This is a genomic window from Streptomyces sp. RB17, assembly GCF_009604455.1.
Taxonomy (GTDB): Bacteria; Actinomycetota; Actinomycetes; order Streptomycetales; family Streptomycetaceae; genus Streptomyces.
Map to the genome: position 1 here is coordinate 314,148 of NZ_WEGL01000002.1, position 15,864 is coordinate 330,011.

General features: G+C 73.8%; 12 protein-coding genes and 1 pseudogene. 10 read left to right on the forward strand and 3 right to left on the reverse strand.

Translation table 11 applies throughout. The features are described from left to right. Positions 1 to 32 precede the first annotated feature (32 nt). The 8 genes from SRB17_RS08405 (at position 33) to SRB17_RS08440 (ending at position 8,645) form a co-directional block, all read left to right on the forward strand. Positions 33 to 941, forward strand: coding sequence for a YhjD/YihY/BrkB family envelope integrity protein (locus SRB17_RS08405; RefSeq protein WP_323375185.1), 909 nt, complete (start codon positions 33 to 35; stop codon positions 939 to 941). A 638-nt stretch (positions 942 to 1,579) separates the two neighbouring features. Continuing rightward, a complete protein-coding gene (locus SRB17_RS08410; protein WP_323375186.1) occupies positions 1,580 to 2,884 on the forward strand; it encodes a hypothetical protein in 1,305 nt (434 codons plus the stop codon). Positions 2,885 to 3,162: 278 nt separating this feature from the next. Next, positions 3,163 to 5,829 carry a LuxR C-terminal-related transcriptional regulator gene (locus SRB17_RS08415; RefSeq protein ID WP_323375187.1) on the forward strand — a complete coding sequence of 889 codons (2,667 nt, stop codon included), beginning with the start codon at positions 3,163 to 3,165 and terminating at the stop codon, positions 5,827 to 5,829. A gap of 85 nt (positions 5,830 to 5,914) precedes the next feature. Beyond that, positions 5,915 to 6,070, forward strand: a complete 156-nt coding sequence (locus SRB17_RS08420; RefSeq protein ID WP_153536391.1) for a hypothetical protein — start codon at positions 5,915 to 5,917, stop codon at positions 6,068 to 6,070. A gap of 269 nt (positions 6,071 to 6,339) precedes the next feature. Further along, on the forward strand, positions 6,340 to 6,537 hold the full coding sequence (locus tag SRB17_RS08425; RefSeq protein WP_153536393.1) for a hypothetical protein: 198 nt from the start codon (positions 6,340 to 6,342) through the stop codon (positions 6,535 to 6,537). Positions 6,538 to 6,943: 406 nt separating this feature from the next. After that, entirely contained in the window at positions 6,944 to 7,591 is a 648-nt protein-coding gene (locus SRB17_RS08430; RefSeq protein WP_153536395.1) for an HdeD family acid-resistance protein, read from the forward strand. 119 nt (positions 7,592 to 7,710) lie between these two features. After that, the gene (locus SRB17_RS08435) at positions 7,711 to 8,172 is read left to right on the forward strand and encodes an SHOCT domain-containing protein (RefSeq protein WP_153536396.1); all 462 of its coding nucleotides are present in this window, start codon (positions 7,711 to 7,713) and stop codon (positions 8,170 to 8,172) included. 41 nt (positions 8,173 to 8,213) lie between these two features. Beyond that, on the forward strand, positions 8,214 to 8,645 hold the full coding sequence (locus SRB17_RS08440; protein WP_153536398.1) for a hypothetical protein: 432 nt from the start codon (positions 8,214 to 8,216) through the stop codon (positions 8,643 to 8,645). An 85-nt stretch (positions 8,646 to 8,730) separates the two neighbouring features. Here SRB17_RS08440 and SRB17_RS08445 read toward each other — a convergent pair whose 3' ends face one another. The 3 genes from SRB17_RS08445 to SRB17_RS08455 all read right to left on the reverse strand — a co-directional run bounded on the left by SRB17_RS08445 (position 8,731) and on the right by SRB17_RS08455 (position 12,569). Next, positions 8,731 to 9,822 carry a mechanosensitive ion channel family protein gene (locus SRB17_RS08445; protein ID WP_323375188.1) on the reverse strand — a complete coding sequence of 364 codons (1,092 nt, stop codon included), beginning with the start codon at positions 9,820 to 9,822 and terminating at the stop codon, positions 8,731 to 8,733. A gap of 183 nt (positions 9,823 to 10,005) precedes the next feature. Next, positions 10,006 to 11,538: an amino acid permease gene (locus tag SRB17_RS08450; protein ID WP_153536400.1), complete on the reverse strand. Its 1,533-nt coding sequence runs from the start codon at positions 11,536 to 11,538 to the stop codon at positions 10,006 to 10,008. A gap of 44 nt (positions 11,539 to 11,582) precedes the next feature. After that, positions 11,583 to 12,569, reverse strand: coding sequence for a hypothetical protein (locus tag SRB17_RS08455; protein WP_153536402.1), 987 nt, complete (start codon positions 12,567 to 12,569; stop codon positions 11,583 to 11,585). Positions 12,570 to 12,820: 251 nt separating this feature from the next. Between SRB17_RS08455 and SRB17_RS08460 the strand changes: the two genes are divergently transcribed. Further along, the gene (locus SRB17_RS08460; RefSeq protein ID WP_153536404.1) at positions 12,821 to 14,251 is read left to right on the forward strand and encodes an FGGY family carbohydrate kinase; all 1,431 of its coding nucleotides are present in this window, start codon (positions 12,821 to 12,823) and stop codon (positions 14,249 to 14,251) included. Next, a pseudogene (locus SRB17_RS08465) lies at positions 14,248 to 15,636 on the forward strand (FAD-dependent oxidoreductase); the annotation flags it as partial. The gene SRB17_RS08460 and the pseudogene SRB17_RS08465, both read left to right, overlap by 4 nt. Positions 15,637 to 15,864 lie beyond the last annotated feature (228 nt).

A 15,864-nucleotide genomic window follows, 5' to 3' on the forward strand; every position in this document is an offset into this window, starting at 1 on the left:
GTCGGGGCGCCGTCAGCGGGCGGGTGCCGGGCGTGCCCGCACAGCTTGCCTCCGGGACCCTGATGACGACGGAAGGGCGCGCTCGGAAGCTGACCGCCTGGGCGAAGTCGGTGCACCGGCGGACGGAAAGCCGCCTTCCCGTGGTCACGCATCTCGCCGACCGCATGGTGTCCGTGAACATCTTCGATTCCGCCACGCGCCTCGCGGCGCAGAGCTTCCTGACCGCGGTCCCCCTGCTGTTCGTCATCGCGGCGTGCGCACCGGAGGCGGTGCGCCATCAGCTGATCGCGTCCGTGACAGCGGTCTTCGGGCTGACGGGCGCGGCGCGAGCCCAACTGGATCAGGCACTCCAGCCCACGTCGGGCGACCTGAAGCAGACCACCGGCGTGGTGGGCGCACTGATGGTGCTGCTGTCGGCCACCGCCGTCAGCCGGGCGATGCAGCGCCTGTGCAAGCGAGCCTGGGAGATCCCGCGCACCGGAACCCGGATCGCCCCCTGGCGGTGGCTGGCATGGCTGGCCCTGTGGCTCGGCGTCCTGGTGCTCCAGGGCCCCTTGCGCGACGGTTTCGGAGTCGGCATCTGGCTCGGCATCCCGCTCACCTGGGCCAGTCAGGTGGGCCTGTGGTGGTGGACCCAGCATCTGCTGCTGGGCGGGCTGGTCGGCTGGAAGCCACTGCTGCCGGGTGCCCTGATCACGGCGACCGTCCTCACCGTGCTGGCGATGACCGCGCGTCTGTACATGCCGCGGGCCCTCGGCCACGCGCTCGCCGACTACGGTCCCGTGGGGTCCGTGTTCGTGCTCCTGTCCTGGCTGATCGTGGTGTGCGTGGCCGCGGCCGTCGCCGTCAGCGTGGGCGCCGTACTGGCGCAGGAGCCCTTCCTGGCGGGCCACCTCGGCAGTCCGGCTCCGCGGCGCGACCGGGCGGCCCGGGATTCGTGAAGCCCGCGTCGTGCGGTGCTGTGTCGCCCGTCCGGTCCACCCCGGCGCGCGCTCCGCCCACGAGGCTGACCCAATAGGGGTGTTCAGGCAACCACCGCCCCGGAGGTCCCGTGACCAAGCCGCCCGACCCGCAGCCACCACAGCCGGACCCACACCGGCCGGGGAACGCGCGGGGACGCGAGGGGGGCGCGCACGGGTCGGGGGACGCGGAGGGACGTGAGGGGGGCGCGCAGGGACGGGACGGGGACGCGGAGGGACGGGACGGGGCCAAGCAACGGCCGGAGGACGCGCGAGGGCCGGGGGACGTGCAGGGGCGGGACGGAGCGGCGCATCGGCCGGGGGACGCGGGCCGGCAGGGGGATGCGCGGGGAGGCGAGGGGAACGTACACGGGCCGGGGAACGCGCAGGGAGGTGAGGGGGGCACGCATGGGTCGGGGGACGCGGAGGGACGGGACGGGGCCAAGCATCGGCCGGAGGACGCGCATCGGCCGGAGGACGCGCGAGGGCCGGGGGACGCGCAGGGGTCGGACGCGGCCGCGCATCGGCCGGATCGGGGATCGGGCCGGCCGGATCCGGGCTCGGATCGGGCCGGTGGGGAGGCGGGCCGGGCGGGCCAGGACCCGCAGCGGCCGTACCCGGTGCCGCCTCCGTCGGACCGTGAGGAGCTACCGGCGGGCCGCCCCGCCGGCTCCGCCGCGGGCCGCGTCGCGCGCACCACCGCCTCGGCCGTCCTCATCGTGCTGACCTGCATCCTCGTCCCGGTCGCGCTGCTCGCCACCTGGGTCCACGACATCGCGCTCGACACCGACCGCTATGTGTCCACGGTCGCGCCCCTGGCCACCGACCCCGCCGTCCAGGACGCGGCGGTCCACCGGATCACCGAGGCAGTGGGCGCCCACGTCGACGGCAAGCGGGTCGCCGGCGACATCGCGTCCTGGCTGCAGTCCCAGGGCCTGCCGCCGCTCGCCGCCGACGCGGTCAGCCGGCTCGGACCGGAGATCGACTCCGCCGTGGACTCGGCCGTGACCAGGATCGCCACCCGTGTCGTCCACAGCGACGACTTCGCGACAGTGTGGCGCGACGCCAACCGCGCCGCCCACAACGCGGTCGTGCACGCCCTGACCGGCAAGGGACGCGGGGCGGTCGGGGTCAGCGACGGCACCGTCACCCTGGACGTGGGCAGGGCCGTCGACCGGGTGAAGAACGAACTCGTCGACGCCGGCCTGAAACCCGCCGACAAGATCCCGCAGGTGAACAAGCAGTTCGTCCTGTTCCACTCCGACCAGCTCGCCAAGCTCCGCACCGGCGCCCACCTCCTCGACGTGGTCGGGAACTGGTTCCCGGTGCTCGTCGTCCTCTTCGGTGCGGCCGGGGTGTTCCTGGCCCGCCACCGGCGCCGGGCCCTGGCACGCACCGCGCTGGGCGCCGCCTTCGCCTGCCTGGTGGTGGCGATCGGCCTGGTCGTGGCGCGCGCCTACTACCTCGACCACCTTCCGCCCCAGGTGCAGTCGCAGGCCGCCGCGGCCGCCGTCTTCGACACCCTGCTGCGCTTTCTGCGGGTCAGCCTGCGTACGGCCGTCGTCCTGGGTGTGATCATCGCGCTGGGCGCCTATCTCGTCGGCCCCGGACGGCTGCCCGTGGCCGTCCGCGGCTACTCCGACCACACGGCGGACTCCGCGGCGCGCTGGGCGGCCGCCCATCACATCAGCGCCGGACGCGTCGGCGCGTACGCGCTGGCCTACCGCCGGGCCGTCTCGCTCCTCGCTCTGCTGATCATCGCGCTCGTCTTCGCGCTCTGGAACCATCCGACGGTTCTCACCGTCCTGTTGCTGGTCCTCGTCCTGCTGGCCGTCCTGGCGCTGCTCGCCCTGCTGGCGGCCGCGGGCAGGGTGCAGCTGGAAGCGGCACGCGCCAGGCCGAGTACGGCGCGGAACGCGCGCTGACGGCGGCGCTCACCGTAGCCGGCCGACGACCACGCCCCGTCTCACGGCCCCGGGACCTTCCTGAGCGGTCATGGCCCCGGGCCCCTCCGGCGCGGTCACGGCCCCGGGCCCTCCGGCGCGGTCAGGAACCCCGGCCTTCATGGTGCGGCCCGGTGAAGCGCGGACAGGTCGGTCAGGACCCCACCGACCCGCCCCTGCGATCTGCGGGAGTGCGGAAAAGCTGGGATCCTGACCCAGTGGAGCCCGCTCCGCAAGCCCGACGACAGGGCGGTGACCCTGTGACCACGCGGCAGAAGCAGACGAGGCGATCGGCCGTCCCGCACGTCGATCCCCTGGGAGAGCCGTTTCTGCAGACCCGGTTCGCCCTGCCGGCCACGCCGGCCACGTTCCTGCGCCGCCCGCGGCTCGCCGCACACCTCGACCAGGCCTTCGAGACCCCTCTGACGATGGTCAACGGCTCGGCCGGCGCGGGAAAGACGCTGCTGGTCGCGGACTGGGCCGCCCAGCTCGGACAACCGGTCGCCTGGTTCACGGACGAGGCGGGGGACCAGGGCTGCGGAGTCTTCTGGGCCTATGTGCTCCAGGCCCTGCGGGCAGCCGGGGTGCCGCTCCCGGCCGGCCTCGGCTGCCCCGGCGAGGCGCATCGCGTGGAGCACAAGCTGCTGGCCCGGCTCGCCGACGAACTGAGCGGGCGGGAGCGGCCCGTCGTCCTCGTACTGGACGAGTTCGACCGGGTGACCTCCGCACGGATCGCGGAACAGCTGGAGTTCGTGCTGCACCATGCCGGGCAGGGGCTGCGCCTGGTCCTCGTCACCCGCACCGAGCCGCTGCTGCCGCTGCACCGCTACCGGGCGGCCGGGGCCATGACCGAGATCCGGAACGCCGAACTGGCCTTCACCGTCGACGAGGCCGCCGCGCTCCTGGCCCTGCACGGGCTGCGGCTTCCCGCGGCGGCCACCCGAGCCCTGGTGGAGCGCACCGGAGGCTGGGCCGCCGGGCTGCGCCTGTGCGCCCTGGCCGCCCGGCAGAGCCCGGACCCTGAGACGTATCTGAAGGACTTCGAGGCGGGCCGCAGCTCGATCGCCGACTTCCTGCTGGCGGAGGTGCTGAAACGGCAGCCGGCCCGCACGCAGGACCTCCTGCTGCGCGTCAGCGTCGTGGAGCGGTTCACCCCGGCACTGGTGACGGAGCTGACCGGGCGCGGCGGCGCCGAGCAGGCCCTCACCGCACTGCACGGCCAGAACGCGTTCGTGGAGGACCTCGGGCACTCGTGGTACCGCCTGCACCCGCTGTTCGGTGAGATCCTCCGGGTCCATCTCAGGGTCCGCTCGCCGGGGCTGGAGACCGAACTCCACCGGCGCGCCGCGCAGTGGCTGCGCGGCTCCGGCGCCCTGCCCGAGGCACTGGCGCACGGCGCCGCCGCCGGCGACTGGGACTTCACCGCCCAGGCCCTCGTCGACGACCTGGCGATCGGCCGGCTCTTCACCGGCCTGCGCGCCAGCGACCTCGCCGAGCTGTTCTCCCGTATGGGACCCGAGGCGACGACCGCGGCGGCGGACCTCGTGCGCGCCGCGTGCGACCTGTCCGGGTACGACGTGGAACACGGCCTGGTCCATCTGCGCCGCGCCGAGGAGCGCCTCGCCTCGGAGCCGGACCCCGCGGGCCGGCTGAGCTGTGCGCTGCTGCAGTCCCTGGCGGCCCGGCTGACCGGCTCGCCCGGCATGGCCGAGCAGGCCGTGGCGACGGCCGAGAACCTGCGGGGCGAGGTCTCCGCCCGGCTGCTGGAGAAGCACCCCGAGCTCACCGCCCTGCTGCTGACCCACCTGGGTTCGGCCCGGCTGTGGGCCGGGCGCTTCGACGACGCGCGCGCCGCCCTGTCCGAGGTGGCCGGATGCCCCAGCGGCGTCTCCACGGCGCTGCCCCGCGAGGACTCCCTCGGACAGCTGGCGCTGATCGACTACCTCGAAGGCCGGCTGTGCCGGGCGGAGCGCAGGGCACGGGCGGCCCTGCGGGAGGCGGAGAAGTACGGCCTCGGCTGCCCCCGGTCCTGCGGCTCGGGCCTCGGGCAGCTGGTACTTGCGGCCGTGGCCGTCGATCGCGGCGAACTGGGCCAGGCCCAGGCCCTGTTGGACGAGGTGGCGGACTCGGGAGCCCCGGGCGATCCGGTCACGGCCGTCGGCCGGTCGCTCGCGACGGCACGGCTGCTGCTGGCGCGGGGTGAGCCACGGGCCGCCGCGGCGGCGGCCGACCTCGACGTGCCGGCCCTGGTGACCTCCCCCTGGGCACAGGCGCAGACGGCGCTGGTCGCCTCCGCGGCCCATCTGGCCGAGGGCCGCCCGGACAGCGCCTTGAAGGTGCTCGACGACGTCTCCTGCGACGGTGAGCCGGTGTGCGCGGCGGAGCTGGCCTGGGCCCGGTTCGCTGCGGGCGACCACGAGGCGGCGATGGACCTGCTCGACCACATGCGGACGCAGGGCCGCACCGGGCCGAGAGCGACTGTCCGGGCCGCGCTGGTGCGCGCCGAGGCCGCTCCGGAGTACGACGTCGCCACCGCGCGCAGACTCCTCGCCCAAGCCCTGCGGGAGGCCCGGCGCGAGCGGTTGCGGCGCCCCTTCCTCGAAGCCGGACCGCGGATCCGGCACCTGCTGGACACACCGCCGCTGCAAGGCCTGGCCGCGGGCTGGCTCACGCCGGGCGAGCCGGCCTCGCCTGGCGGTCCGGGCGCGGCCGAGGACCCCTCGTCCCCGGTCGTCGAGGAGCTGAGCGGACGCGAACGCGAGGTCGTCGGCAGGCTGGCCGACCTGATGTCCACGGAGGAGATCGCCGCCGACCTGTACGTCTCGGTCAACACGGTGAAGACCCACCTCAAGAGCGCCTACCGGAAGCTGGGCGTGAACGGCCGCGCCGAGGCGGTGCGCCGGGCGCGCGAGCACGGGCTGATCTGACCGGGCGCCGGACGTCTCGCCCGCGACGGGTGAGGCGCGCAGCAGAGATTTCGACGCCATCCAGGCCGGGCTGCGGCTGCTGACGGTGTCCGCCACGACGCTCGTCACCTCCCTCGGCGCCGCCCGGCTCGGCCGCACCACGGGGCCGCCCCGGGTCGTCCGGCCGGGCCTGCTGCCGCCGGCCGTGTCCATCGTCCGGCTGCTCGCCGGCATCGAACATCGATGCTCGCGGCGTCGGTGATGATCAAAGCCGGCGGGCTGGGGAAGTTCCTCCGCTGCCGTGCGCCGGCAGCGGACCAGCCCACCTGGCCGGTCGGCGCAGCCCTGGCGCCCGGTGGCGGGCGCGGCCGCGGTCAATCCGCTGCTCGGCCCGGCGATCAACGCGTTCAAGATCGCTCCGATGCGCGGAAGCCGGGCACCCGGATCACCTGTGCCGGGTGAGGCCGGGTGCGGCCGGGCGGAGCACGATCGCAGGCAAGACCGCAGCAGCCCGCGGCGGGAGTACGGCCCATGCGCTACGAGATCCGCGTCGACGGACACATGTCGGAGACCCTCACCAAGGCCTTCCCGGAGCTGGATCACGTGATGATGTCCGGTCAGACCGTGCTGTTCGGACCCGTCATCGACGAGGCGCACCTCTACGGGCTGCTGAACCGCTGCCAGTCGCTGGGACTTCGGGTCGTGGAGATGCGGCAGCTGCCGGAGTGACCGCCCCTGGCCGACCGCCCCAGCGGCCGTACCTCACCGATCGGCCCCCACGATCCGGCCGCGAGCGGAGTGCAGCAGCAGGATCCAGCGCCGGGTGCACCCCGAGGCGAACTCCCGCAGCCTGTCCCGGCAGGCCCGCACGCACGCGCGCACCGCGTCGTCCTGCTCATTCTCCGTGAGGCCGTCGTCCCCCCGCGACGCCGCAACCGGCCGTCAGCCGCTTGACGTCCCACTCGAACGGGCCCGGGAACGTCGCCCCGCGCCACCACCCGGTCCGGGCGGAGGGATCACCCGCGGCGGGTGATCCGGTGCACCGGGCGCCCCGGGGACGCTGTTCGCCGGAGGGCCGTGGGACGCGTCGGCGTCAGCCCGTGCGCGGCCCGTGCCGAGTGCGCGAGGAGGAGCGATGACCGAACCGCGTGGACAGGAGTCGCGGGCCGGGCCGTCGTATCCGCCCGGCGAGGCGGCCACCGGCCCCGCACCGGCCATGACGGTGATCGCCCGCTCCTGGACCTGGATCCTGGCGTCGGCGATCGTGACGCTCGTACCGGGTGTGCTGATCCTCGTCTGGCCCGACGAGACGCTGCACGTCCTCGCCGTCGTCCTCGGCCTCTACCTGCTGCTCGGCGGCGCGATCCGGTTCGTGACGGCGTTCGCGCGGGAGGAGCACGGAGACCGGCTGCCCGGCCTGCTGGTCGCCGTGCTGTACGTCCTGGCCGGCGTGCTCTGCCTGCGCCATCCGCTGCAGACCATCACCGCGCTGGGGCTGGTCGTCGGACTCGTGTGGCTGGTGTCCGGCGTGCTCACCCTCTACACGGCGATCGCCGCGAAGGACCTGCCGCACCGGGGTGTCGTCCTGGGTGCCGCGCTGCTCGGCATCGTGGCCGGGGTCGCGGTGCTGGCGCTGCCCGCCGAGTCGGCGCGGGCGCTGACCCGGCTGCTCGGCCTGTGGCTCGTTCTGCTGGGCCTGGTCGAACTGGCGGTCGCCTTCGCGTGGCGGGCCGCGCTGCGCAGGAGCGGGGCCCTGCCGGGCGCACCCGGCCCCATGGACTGACCGGGCGCACGATCACCCGCCTCGGGTGAGGACGGGCCGTTCCACCCGTGTGCACGCTGGGAACGGCAGAGACCGGCTCGGCGAACCCCGCGAGCCGGTGCCCTGGATGGAGGAAAGACATGAGCGCGCAGACCTACCTCGCGTACGACTATCCGGTGCTGGGTGTCTTCTGGTCCATGCTGGTGTTCTTCCTGTGGATCATGTGGTTCGTCCTGCTGTTCCGGGTGGTCGTCGACATCTTCCGCGACGACGGCATGGGCGGCTGGGCCAAGGCCGCCTGGACCCTCTTCGTGATCGTGGTGCCCTTCCTGGGAGTCCTGGTCTACCTGATCGCCCGCGGCAAGGGCATGGGGGAGCGGGAGGTGGCGCAGGCGCGCGCCCAGCAGAAGGCCTTCGACTCCTACGTCCGCCAGACCGCGCAGGCCGGCACCAGCAGGGCCGACGAACTCGCCAAGCTCTCCGAGATGCGCTCGCGCGGTGACATCTCCGAGGACGAGTTCCGCAGGGCCAAGGAGCTGGTCCTCAGCGACGCCGGCCAGGCCCGGCGCTCCGAGAACGCTCACGCCTCCTCCGGGCGCTGACCCGCGCCCACGAGAACGACACGAACGAATCGAGGCCCCCTATGACCACGACACCCCGCAGCCAGGCCCACACCCGCACCGCCAGGCAGGCGTGGGCGGGCGGTCTGACCTCCTTCGCGGGCGTCATGCTGCTGCTCGCCGGGCTGCTCGGCGTGTTCCGGGGCATCATGGCGATCGCCCAGGACAACGTCTTCGTGACGACGCCCAACTACGTCTTCAAGTTCAACCTCACCAGCTGGGGCTGGATCCATCTGGTCCTGGGCGCGCTCGCCGTGATCGTCAGCTTCGGCCTGTTCACGCCGTCGATGTGGGCACGCGTCGCCGGCGTGGGCATCGCCGGGCTGGTGATCATCGCCAACTTCCTGTCCCTGCCGTACTACCCGGTGTGGTCCGTCGTGATGATCGCGCTGTCCGGGTTCATCATCTGGGCCCTGTGCGTGGTCCAGGGCAGGGAATCCGCCGAGAGCCCGTAGCAGGGTCCCGGCCCGCACGGCCGGCCGCGCATGGTCAGCGTGACCGGGCCGTGCGGGCCGGCCTGTTCGGACGCGGCCTGGTCGGCTAGTCGCCCCGGGCGGGCCCCGGCGCCATTTCCTCCGCGCTGCGCTGCTGCGGAATCATCACCGCACCCTGCTGCAGCGCCACCGTCCGGGTCGGGGCCGGGATGCTGATGCCCTCCGCGCGGTAGCGGCGGTGGAGGCGCTTGATGAACTCGTGCTTGATGCGGTACTGGTCGCTGAACTCGCCGACGCCGAGGATCACCGTGAAGCCGATGCGGGAGTCGCCGAAGGTGTGGAAGCGGATGGCGGGCTCGTGCTCCGGTACGGCGCCCTCCACCTCGCGCATGGTCTCGGCGACGACCTCCGCCGTGACCCGCTCCACGTGCTCCAGGTCGGCGTCGTAGCCCACCCCGACCTGCACCGGCACCGTCAACCGCTGCTCGGGATGCGTGTAGTTGGTCATGTTGGCCTTGGCGAGCTGGCCGTTGGGGATGACCACCAGGTTGTTGGAGAGCTGGCGGACCGTCGTCTGACGCCAGTTGATGTCGACGACATAGCCCTCCTCGCCGCTGCCCAGCCGGATGTAGTCGCCCGGCTGGACCGTCTTGGAGGCCAGGATGTGGATGCCCGCGAAGAGGTTGGCGAGGGTGTCCTGCAGGGCGAGGGCGACCGCGAGACCGCCGACGCCCAGGGCGGTCAGCAGGGGCGCGATCGAGATGCCGAGGGTCTGCAGGACCACCAGGAAGCCGATGGCGAGGACCAGGACCCGGGTGATGTTGACGAAGATGGTCGCCGAGCCCGCCACGCCGGAGCGGGACTGGGTGACCGTGCGGACCAGTCCCGCGATCACCCGGGCCGCGGACAGGGTCACCACGAAGATCAGCCAGACCTCAAGGATCTGGTTGACGTGGTGCTGGACGGTCCGGGTCAGCGGCAGCACCACCGCGGCCGCCGCCGCACCGCCCGCGATCGCCGCCCACGGCACGACCGAGCGCAGGGCGTCCACGATGACGTCGTCGCCGCTCCAGCGAGTCCGCTTGGCGTGCTTCGCGAGCCAGCGCAGCAGGGTGCGGGACATGAAGGCGAGCAACAGGCCCGCCGCCACCGCGATTCCGGCGAGGACGAGGTCGTCCAGGGTCAGCGCGCGGTTCACCGGTCACCCCCGGGGCGTGCGGCTGCTGCGGAGGTGTGAAGTCTCGTCACGTTGTCACCTGCTCGAAGTGCGGGATGTGCGATCGCGCCGGCCGCGGGAACCCCGTCGACCGGCGCGATCGTTCATCCTGCCGTATCCGGAACGCCAGTTCGCACCCGGAGGGGCGCTCTTCGGGCAGATGGCTCAGATGATGCCCTCCGCGAGTTCCGCCTGGTCGCGGTCGCTGCCGTAGGCGGCGGCGGTCGGCGTGCCGTACGAACGGCGGGCGACGTACCACCAGACGGTCGCGAGGACCAGGACGACGGCGAGCGCCACCGACGCGTAGTTCATCGTGTCGACGGTGACCGGAGAGGCCTGCGGCAGGCAGAACAGCACGGTCACACAGGCCACCCAGATCACCGCGATCCAGCCGATCGGCCGGCTCCAGCGGCCCAGCTGCCACGGCCCCGGCTGGAAACGGTCGCCCGCGCGCAGCCGCAGCAGCACGGGGATGGCGTAGGCGGGGGTGATACCGATGACGTTGATGGCGGTCACCGCGTTGTACGCCGTCGCCGAGTACAGCGACGGCAGGGCGAGGACACCGGCCACGACGACGGACAGCCAGACCGCGGCGACCGGAGTCTGCGTGCGGGTGCTCACCTTGCGCCACAGGTGCGAACCGGGCAGCGCACCGTCGCGGCTGAACGCGAACACCATCCGGCTGGCGGCCGCGACCTCGGCGTTGCCGCAGAACAACTGGGCGACGATCACCACCAGGAGCAGCGCGCTCGCGCCACCGGTGCCCAGGCCGTCGAGCAGGATCTGCGCCGGCGGCACACCGGTGGCGGTGGTGCGCGTGGCGTCGTAGTCCTGGATGGCGAAGGTCAGACCGGCCAGCAGCACGAATCCGGCGATCCAGGACGCCCAGATGGACCGTACGATGCCGCGCGCGGCGGACACCGAGGCCTGCGAGGTCTCCTCGGACAGATGGGCGGAGGCGTCGTAGCCGGAGAAGGTGTACTGCGCGAGCAGCAGGCCGATCGCCGCCACATAGAGCGGGTTGTGCCAGCCGGTCTCGTTGACGAACTTGGTGAACACGAACGACGGGGACTGGTGGTGGTCGGGGACGATCGCGAGGGCGCCGACGATGAGCGCGACACCCGCCAGATGCCACCACACGCTCACCGAGTTCAGCAGGCTGACCAGGCGGACGCCGAAGAGGTTGAGCACCGCGTGCAGCAGCAGGATGGCGCAGAAGACCAGCATCGTCTTGCCCGGCGTCGGCTGGAAGCCCCACTGGAGGTTGGCGAACGCGCCGGTGAACAGGGCGGCGCCGTAGTCGATGCCGGCGATCGCGCCGAGCAGACCGAGCAGATTCAGCCAGCCGGTGTACCAGCCCCAGCGCCGGCCGCCGAGCCGGTCGGCCATGTAGTACAGGGCACCCGAGGTGGGATAGGCGCTGGTGACCTCGGCGAGCGCGAGGCCGACGCACAGCACGAACAGGCCGACGCCCGCCCAGCCCCACAGCATCACGGCGGGACCGCCGGTGTTCAGGCCGAAGCCGTACAGGGTCATGCAGCCGGACAGGATCGAGATCACCGAGAAGCTGATCGCGAAGTTGCCGAAGCCGCCCATGCGGCGGGCCAGCACCGGCCGGTAACCGAGTTCGCGCAGCCGCTTCTCCTCGTCCTGCTGGGGCAGGCCACGCGAGGGTGCGGGCTCGGGGGTGGGGGACATGCGGGGGACCTCCGGGTCGAGAGGGTCGGGGAGCAGCGGCCGGTTCAGGTGCGGGAGCCGTCCGCGGCCGCCCGGCAGCGGTCCCGGGCCTGGACGAAGACCTCCACGGCGCGGTCGCGGTCGGGCGTGCGGTACATCCAGGGCGGGGGCGTGAAGTACGGTCCGATGGCGTCGAACACCCGTGCCGCGTCGGGGAATTGCAGCGAGCCCCACAGGGCGTGGGCCAGGTGGTTGAGGTCCGGCAGGGAGCGTTCGGCGCGGTCGGTGTGCTCGAACCAGGAGTGCAGGGCGCGCCGCGCCTCGCGGGCCGCGTCCTCCGCCACCCAGTGCAGATCCAGTGCGGCGTCGTGCCCGCTGTCGCGCCGGTAGCGCTCGACGCGCACGTACAGCGGCAGCAGGTGCAGCGCCGAGCCCGGCGGGGCCTGACGGGCGGCCCACTGGGCGTAGCCGGCGGCCTCCGCGATCCGGCCCGAGCCGCCTCGCGCGTACAGGAACTGCAGCATCCGGTGGTGGGCCTCGCGGTTGTCGGGGTCCCTGTTGCCGGCCTCGGCGAGCAGCCCCCAGGGGCCCGGCGGCAGCATCGGCTCGGGCGCGGGCACCCGGTGCTCCTCCCAGCGCTGCTCAGGATCCAGCTGGGCCAGCGCCAGCAGGCACACCCAGGGCACCGGGTCCTTCGGGGCGATCCCGGTGGCGGACTGGGCGGCGTCCCAGGCCTCGATCCACAACTCGTGGGTACGGCGGTGCCGTTCGCGCTGGGCGCGCAGGGCCCGCTCCACCCCGACCCGCGCCTGCATCACCGCGGCGTGGACGCTGCCCGGCTCCTCCGTGAGCCAGGCGCGCACCACGTCGGTGCCCGCGGCGGCCGCCGCGAGGACCTGGGTGCGCTGGGTCCACTGCCTGCCGGGCGGGGTGTCCGCGAGCAGCGTGCGCATGGCCATCCAGCGGCCGGTGCGCAGGTCCTGGAGGGCGGCGCGCAGCGTGTGGTCGGGGCCGGCGGGGTCGTAGGAGGGACGGGGTCCTTCTCTGGCCATCAGCCGTCTGCCCCGGGCCACTGGCGCGCGGGCGAGCTGGCGGGGTGGCGTGACAACAGCCCTCCTGTGGGCGGCGATCGAGGTGTGGGGTGCTGATCGGCGGTCACTATAGAGGGGTGGGTTCCGCCGTGCCATTGTTGCCAACTCAACGATCAATTCAGGCCAGTTGGAAGACCAAGAGTGCTTGACGCCGTCCCGCCACGGCGGCAGGCTGGCGCGGTGATCTTCGGTGCGGAGTGGGGTAAGGCGCGATGACGGGTCCGGTGCTCGCCGTCGACCAGGGCACGTCCGGCACCAAGGCCCTCGTGGTCTGTCCGGAACGCGGCGTCCTCGGCTCCGGGTTCGCCGAGGTCCGCCCCCGGTATCTGCCCGGCGGACTGGTCGAGACGGACCCGGCCGAGCTGTACGGCTCCGTGGTCGACGCCGGCCGGCAGGCGCTCGCCGAGGCCGGCGAGGACGTCGTGGCGCTGGGGCTGGCCAACCAGGGCGAGACCGTCCTCGCCTGGGACCCGGCCGACGGCCGCCCCCTCACCGACGCCCTGGTGTGGCAGGACCGGCGCGCCGAGACCGTGTGCGCCGAACTCGCCGGGCACGCCGAGGAGTTGCGTCACTTGACGGGGCTGCCCCTCGACCCGTACTTCGCCGCGCCGAAGATGGCCTGGATCCGCCGCCACCTCACCCGCGAGGGCGTCGTCACCACCTCCGACGCCTGGCTGGTCCACCGCCTCACCGGCGCCTTCGCCACCGACGCCGCCACCGCCGGCCGTACCCAGCTGCTCGACCTGGACCGCGCGCAGTGGTCGCCGAGGGCGCTGGAGATGTACGGCCTGGCCGACGAACGGCTCCCCCAGCCGGCCGACAACGCCCAGCCCATCGGCACCACCACGGCGTTCGGCCGCGAGATCCCGCTCACCGGACTGATCGTGGACCAGCAGGCCGCCCTGCTCGCCCAGCGCGTCACCGCACCCGGCGCCGCCAAGTGCACCTACGGAACCGGCGCGTTCCTGCTCGCGCACACCGGCGACCGCCCCCGGCGCGCCACCTCCGGCCTGGTCAGCTGCGTGGCCTGGCGGCTCGCCGGAACCACCAGCTACTGTCTGGACGGGCAGGTCTACACCGCGGCCTCCGCCGTCCGCTGGCTCTGCGACCTCGGCGTCCTCTCCTCCGCCGCCGACCTCGATCCCGTCGGCAGTGCCGTCCCCGACAGCGGCGGCGTCACCTTCGTGCCCGCCCTCGCGGGACTCGCCGCCCCCTGGTGGCGCGGCGACCTGCGCGGCTCCCTCACCGGCCTCGGCCTCGACACCGGACCCGGCCATCTGGTGCGGGCCCTGTGCGAGGGCATCGCCGCCCAGGTCGCCGAACTCGCCGACGCGGCCGCCGCCGACCTCGGCGCCCCCCTGGACACGCTCCGCGTCGACGGCGGCCTGACCCGCTCGGCCCTGCTCATGCAGACCCAGGCCGACCTGCTGCAACGCCCCGTCGAGGTGTCCGCGCTGCCCGACGCGACCGCACTCGGCGCGGCCGCCCTCGCCCGCCTCGGCGCGGACCGTACCCTGGGCGTCGAACAGGTCCTGCCCGACGGGAAGCCCGCCGCCGTGTACGAACCCCGCATCAGCGCCGACGAGGCAGCGGAACGCCGCGCCGGCTTCCGCGCCGCCGTCGCGGCCCTGCCCGGCTCATGACCGTCACCGGGGACGGCCCGCTGCCCGCACGGACGTACGACGTCGCGATCGTCGGTGCCGGGGTCGTCGGCTGCGCCATCGCCCGGGAACTCGCCCGCCATCCCCGCCTGGACGTGGCGCTGGTCGAGGCCCAGGACGATGTCGGGCAGGGCACGTCCAAGGCCAACACGGCCATCCTGCACACCGGTTTCGACGCGGCCCCCGGCACCCTGGAGGCCCGGCTGGTCCGCGAGGGCCACGACCGGCTCGGTGCCTACGCGGCCGGCTCCGGCATCCCCGTCGAACGCGTCGGCGCCCTGCTGGTCGCCTGGGACGAGGAGCAGCTCGCCGCCCTGCCCCGGCTCGCCGAAAAGGCGGGACGCAACGGCTACCACGAGACGAGCCTGCTCGGACCTGACGAGCTCTACGCCCTGGAGCCCCACCTCGGCCCCGGAGCGCTCGGCGCGCTGCACGTGCCCGGCGAGAGCATCATCTGCCCCTGGACGACGACCCTGGCCTACGCCACCCAGGCGGTCCGCGCCGGAGTGGACCTGCACCTGAACGCGGCGGTCCAGCAGGCGAGTCACGCACCGGACGGCCACCGACTGACCACCCCCCGCGGCACCGTGCACGCCCGCCACCTGGTCAACGCGGCCGGCCTGCACGCCGACACCCTCGACCGGCTGCTCGGCCACGAGGACTTCACCGTCACCCCACGCCGCGGCCAGCTCCTGGTGTACGACAAGTTCGCCCGCCCGCTCGTGCGGCACATCCTGCTGCCGGTCCCGACCGCGCTCGGCAAGGGCGTCCTGGTCGCGCCGACCGTCTACGGCAACGTGCTGCTCGGCCCCACCGCCGAGGACCTGGACGACAAGCGGGCCACCGGTTCCACCGCCGACGGCCTGGCCGGCCTCCGGGCCATGGGCCGCCGCGTCCTGCCCGCCCTCCTGGACGAGGAGGTCACCGCCGTCTACGCCGGGCTGCGCGCGGCCACCGGGCAGGAGGACTACCGCATCGCCGCCCACCCCGGGCAGGCGTACGTCACCGTCGGCGGCATCCGCTCCACCGGCCTGACCGCGTCGATGGCCATCGCCGCCCATGTCACCCGGCTGCTGGCCGACAGCGGTCTCGACCTCGGCCCGGTGCGCGAGCCGGAGCCGGTGACCATGCCCAACCTCGGCGAGGCCTTCCGGCGCCCCTACCAGCGGCCCGAACTCGTCGCCGCCGACTCCGAGTACGGCACCCTCGTGTGCCACTGCGAGCGCGTCTCCCGAGGCGAGATCCGGGACGCCCTCGCGAGTACGATCCCGCCCCGCACCCTGGAGGGCCTGCGCCGCCGCACCCGGGCTCGCGCGGGCCGCTGCCAGGGGTTCTCCTGCGGGGCGACCGTGCGGGAGCTGCTCGAACGGGGCTTCCCCGAGGCCGAGTCGGCGACAGGCCGGCCGACGGGCGGGGAGGCGGTGCGGCAGCCGGTGGGCGGGGAGGCGGTGCGGCGAGAAGGGTTCAGCGGGGAGCGGGTGCGATCGGAGTCGTCCGCTGGGGAGGCGGTGGGGCTGGAGGGGTCTGGCGGGGAGGCGGTGCGGCGAGAGGGGTCGGGCGGGGAGCGGGTGCGATCGGGGCCGTTCGCTGGGGAG

Bases quoted from the DNA above. Each gene is read 5' to 3' on its own strand.
- SRB17_RS08425 (WP_153536393.1), top strand. From the start codon at position 6,340: ATGCGCTACGAGATCCGCGTCGACGGACACATGTCGGAGACCCTCACC.
- SRB17_RS08455 (WP_153536402.1), bottom strand. From the start codon at position 12,569: ATGGCCAGAGAAGGACCCCGTCCCTCCTACGACCCCGCCGGCCCCGAC.
- SRB17_RS08460 (WP_153536404.1), top strand. From the start codon at position 12,821: ATGACGGGTCCGGTGCTCGCCGTCGACCAGGGCACGTCCGGCACCAAG.
- SRB17_RS08430 (WP_153536395.1), top strand. From the start codon at position 6,944: ATGACCGAACCGCGTGGACAGGAGTCGCGGGCCGGGCCGTCGTATCCG.
- SRB17_RS08450 (WP_153536400.1), bottom strand. From the start codon at position 11,538: ATGTCCCCCACCCCCGAGCCCGCACCCTCGCGTGGCCTGCCCCAGCAG.
- SRB17_RS08435 (WP_153536396.1), top strand. From the start codon at position 7,711: ATGAGCGCGCAGACCTACCTCGCGTACGACTATCCGGTGCTGGGTGTC.
- SRB17_RS08440 (WP_153536398.1), top strand. From the start codon at position 8,214: ATGACCACGACACCCCGCAGCCAGGCCCACACCCGCACCGCCAGGCAG.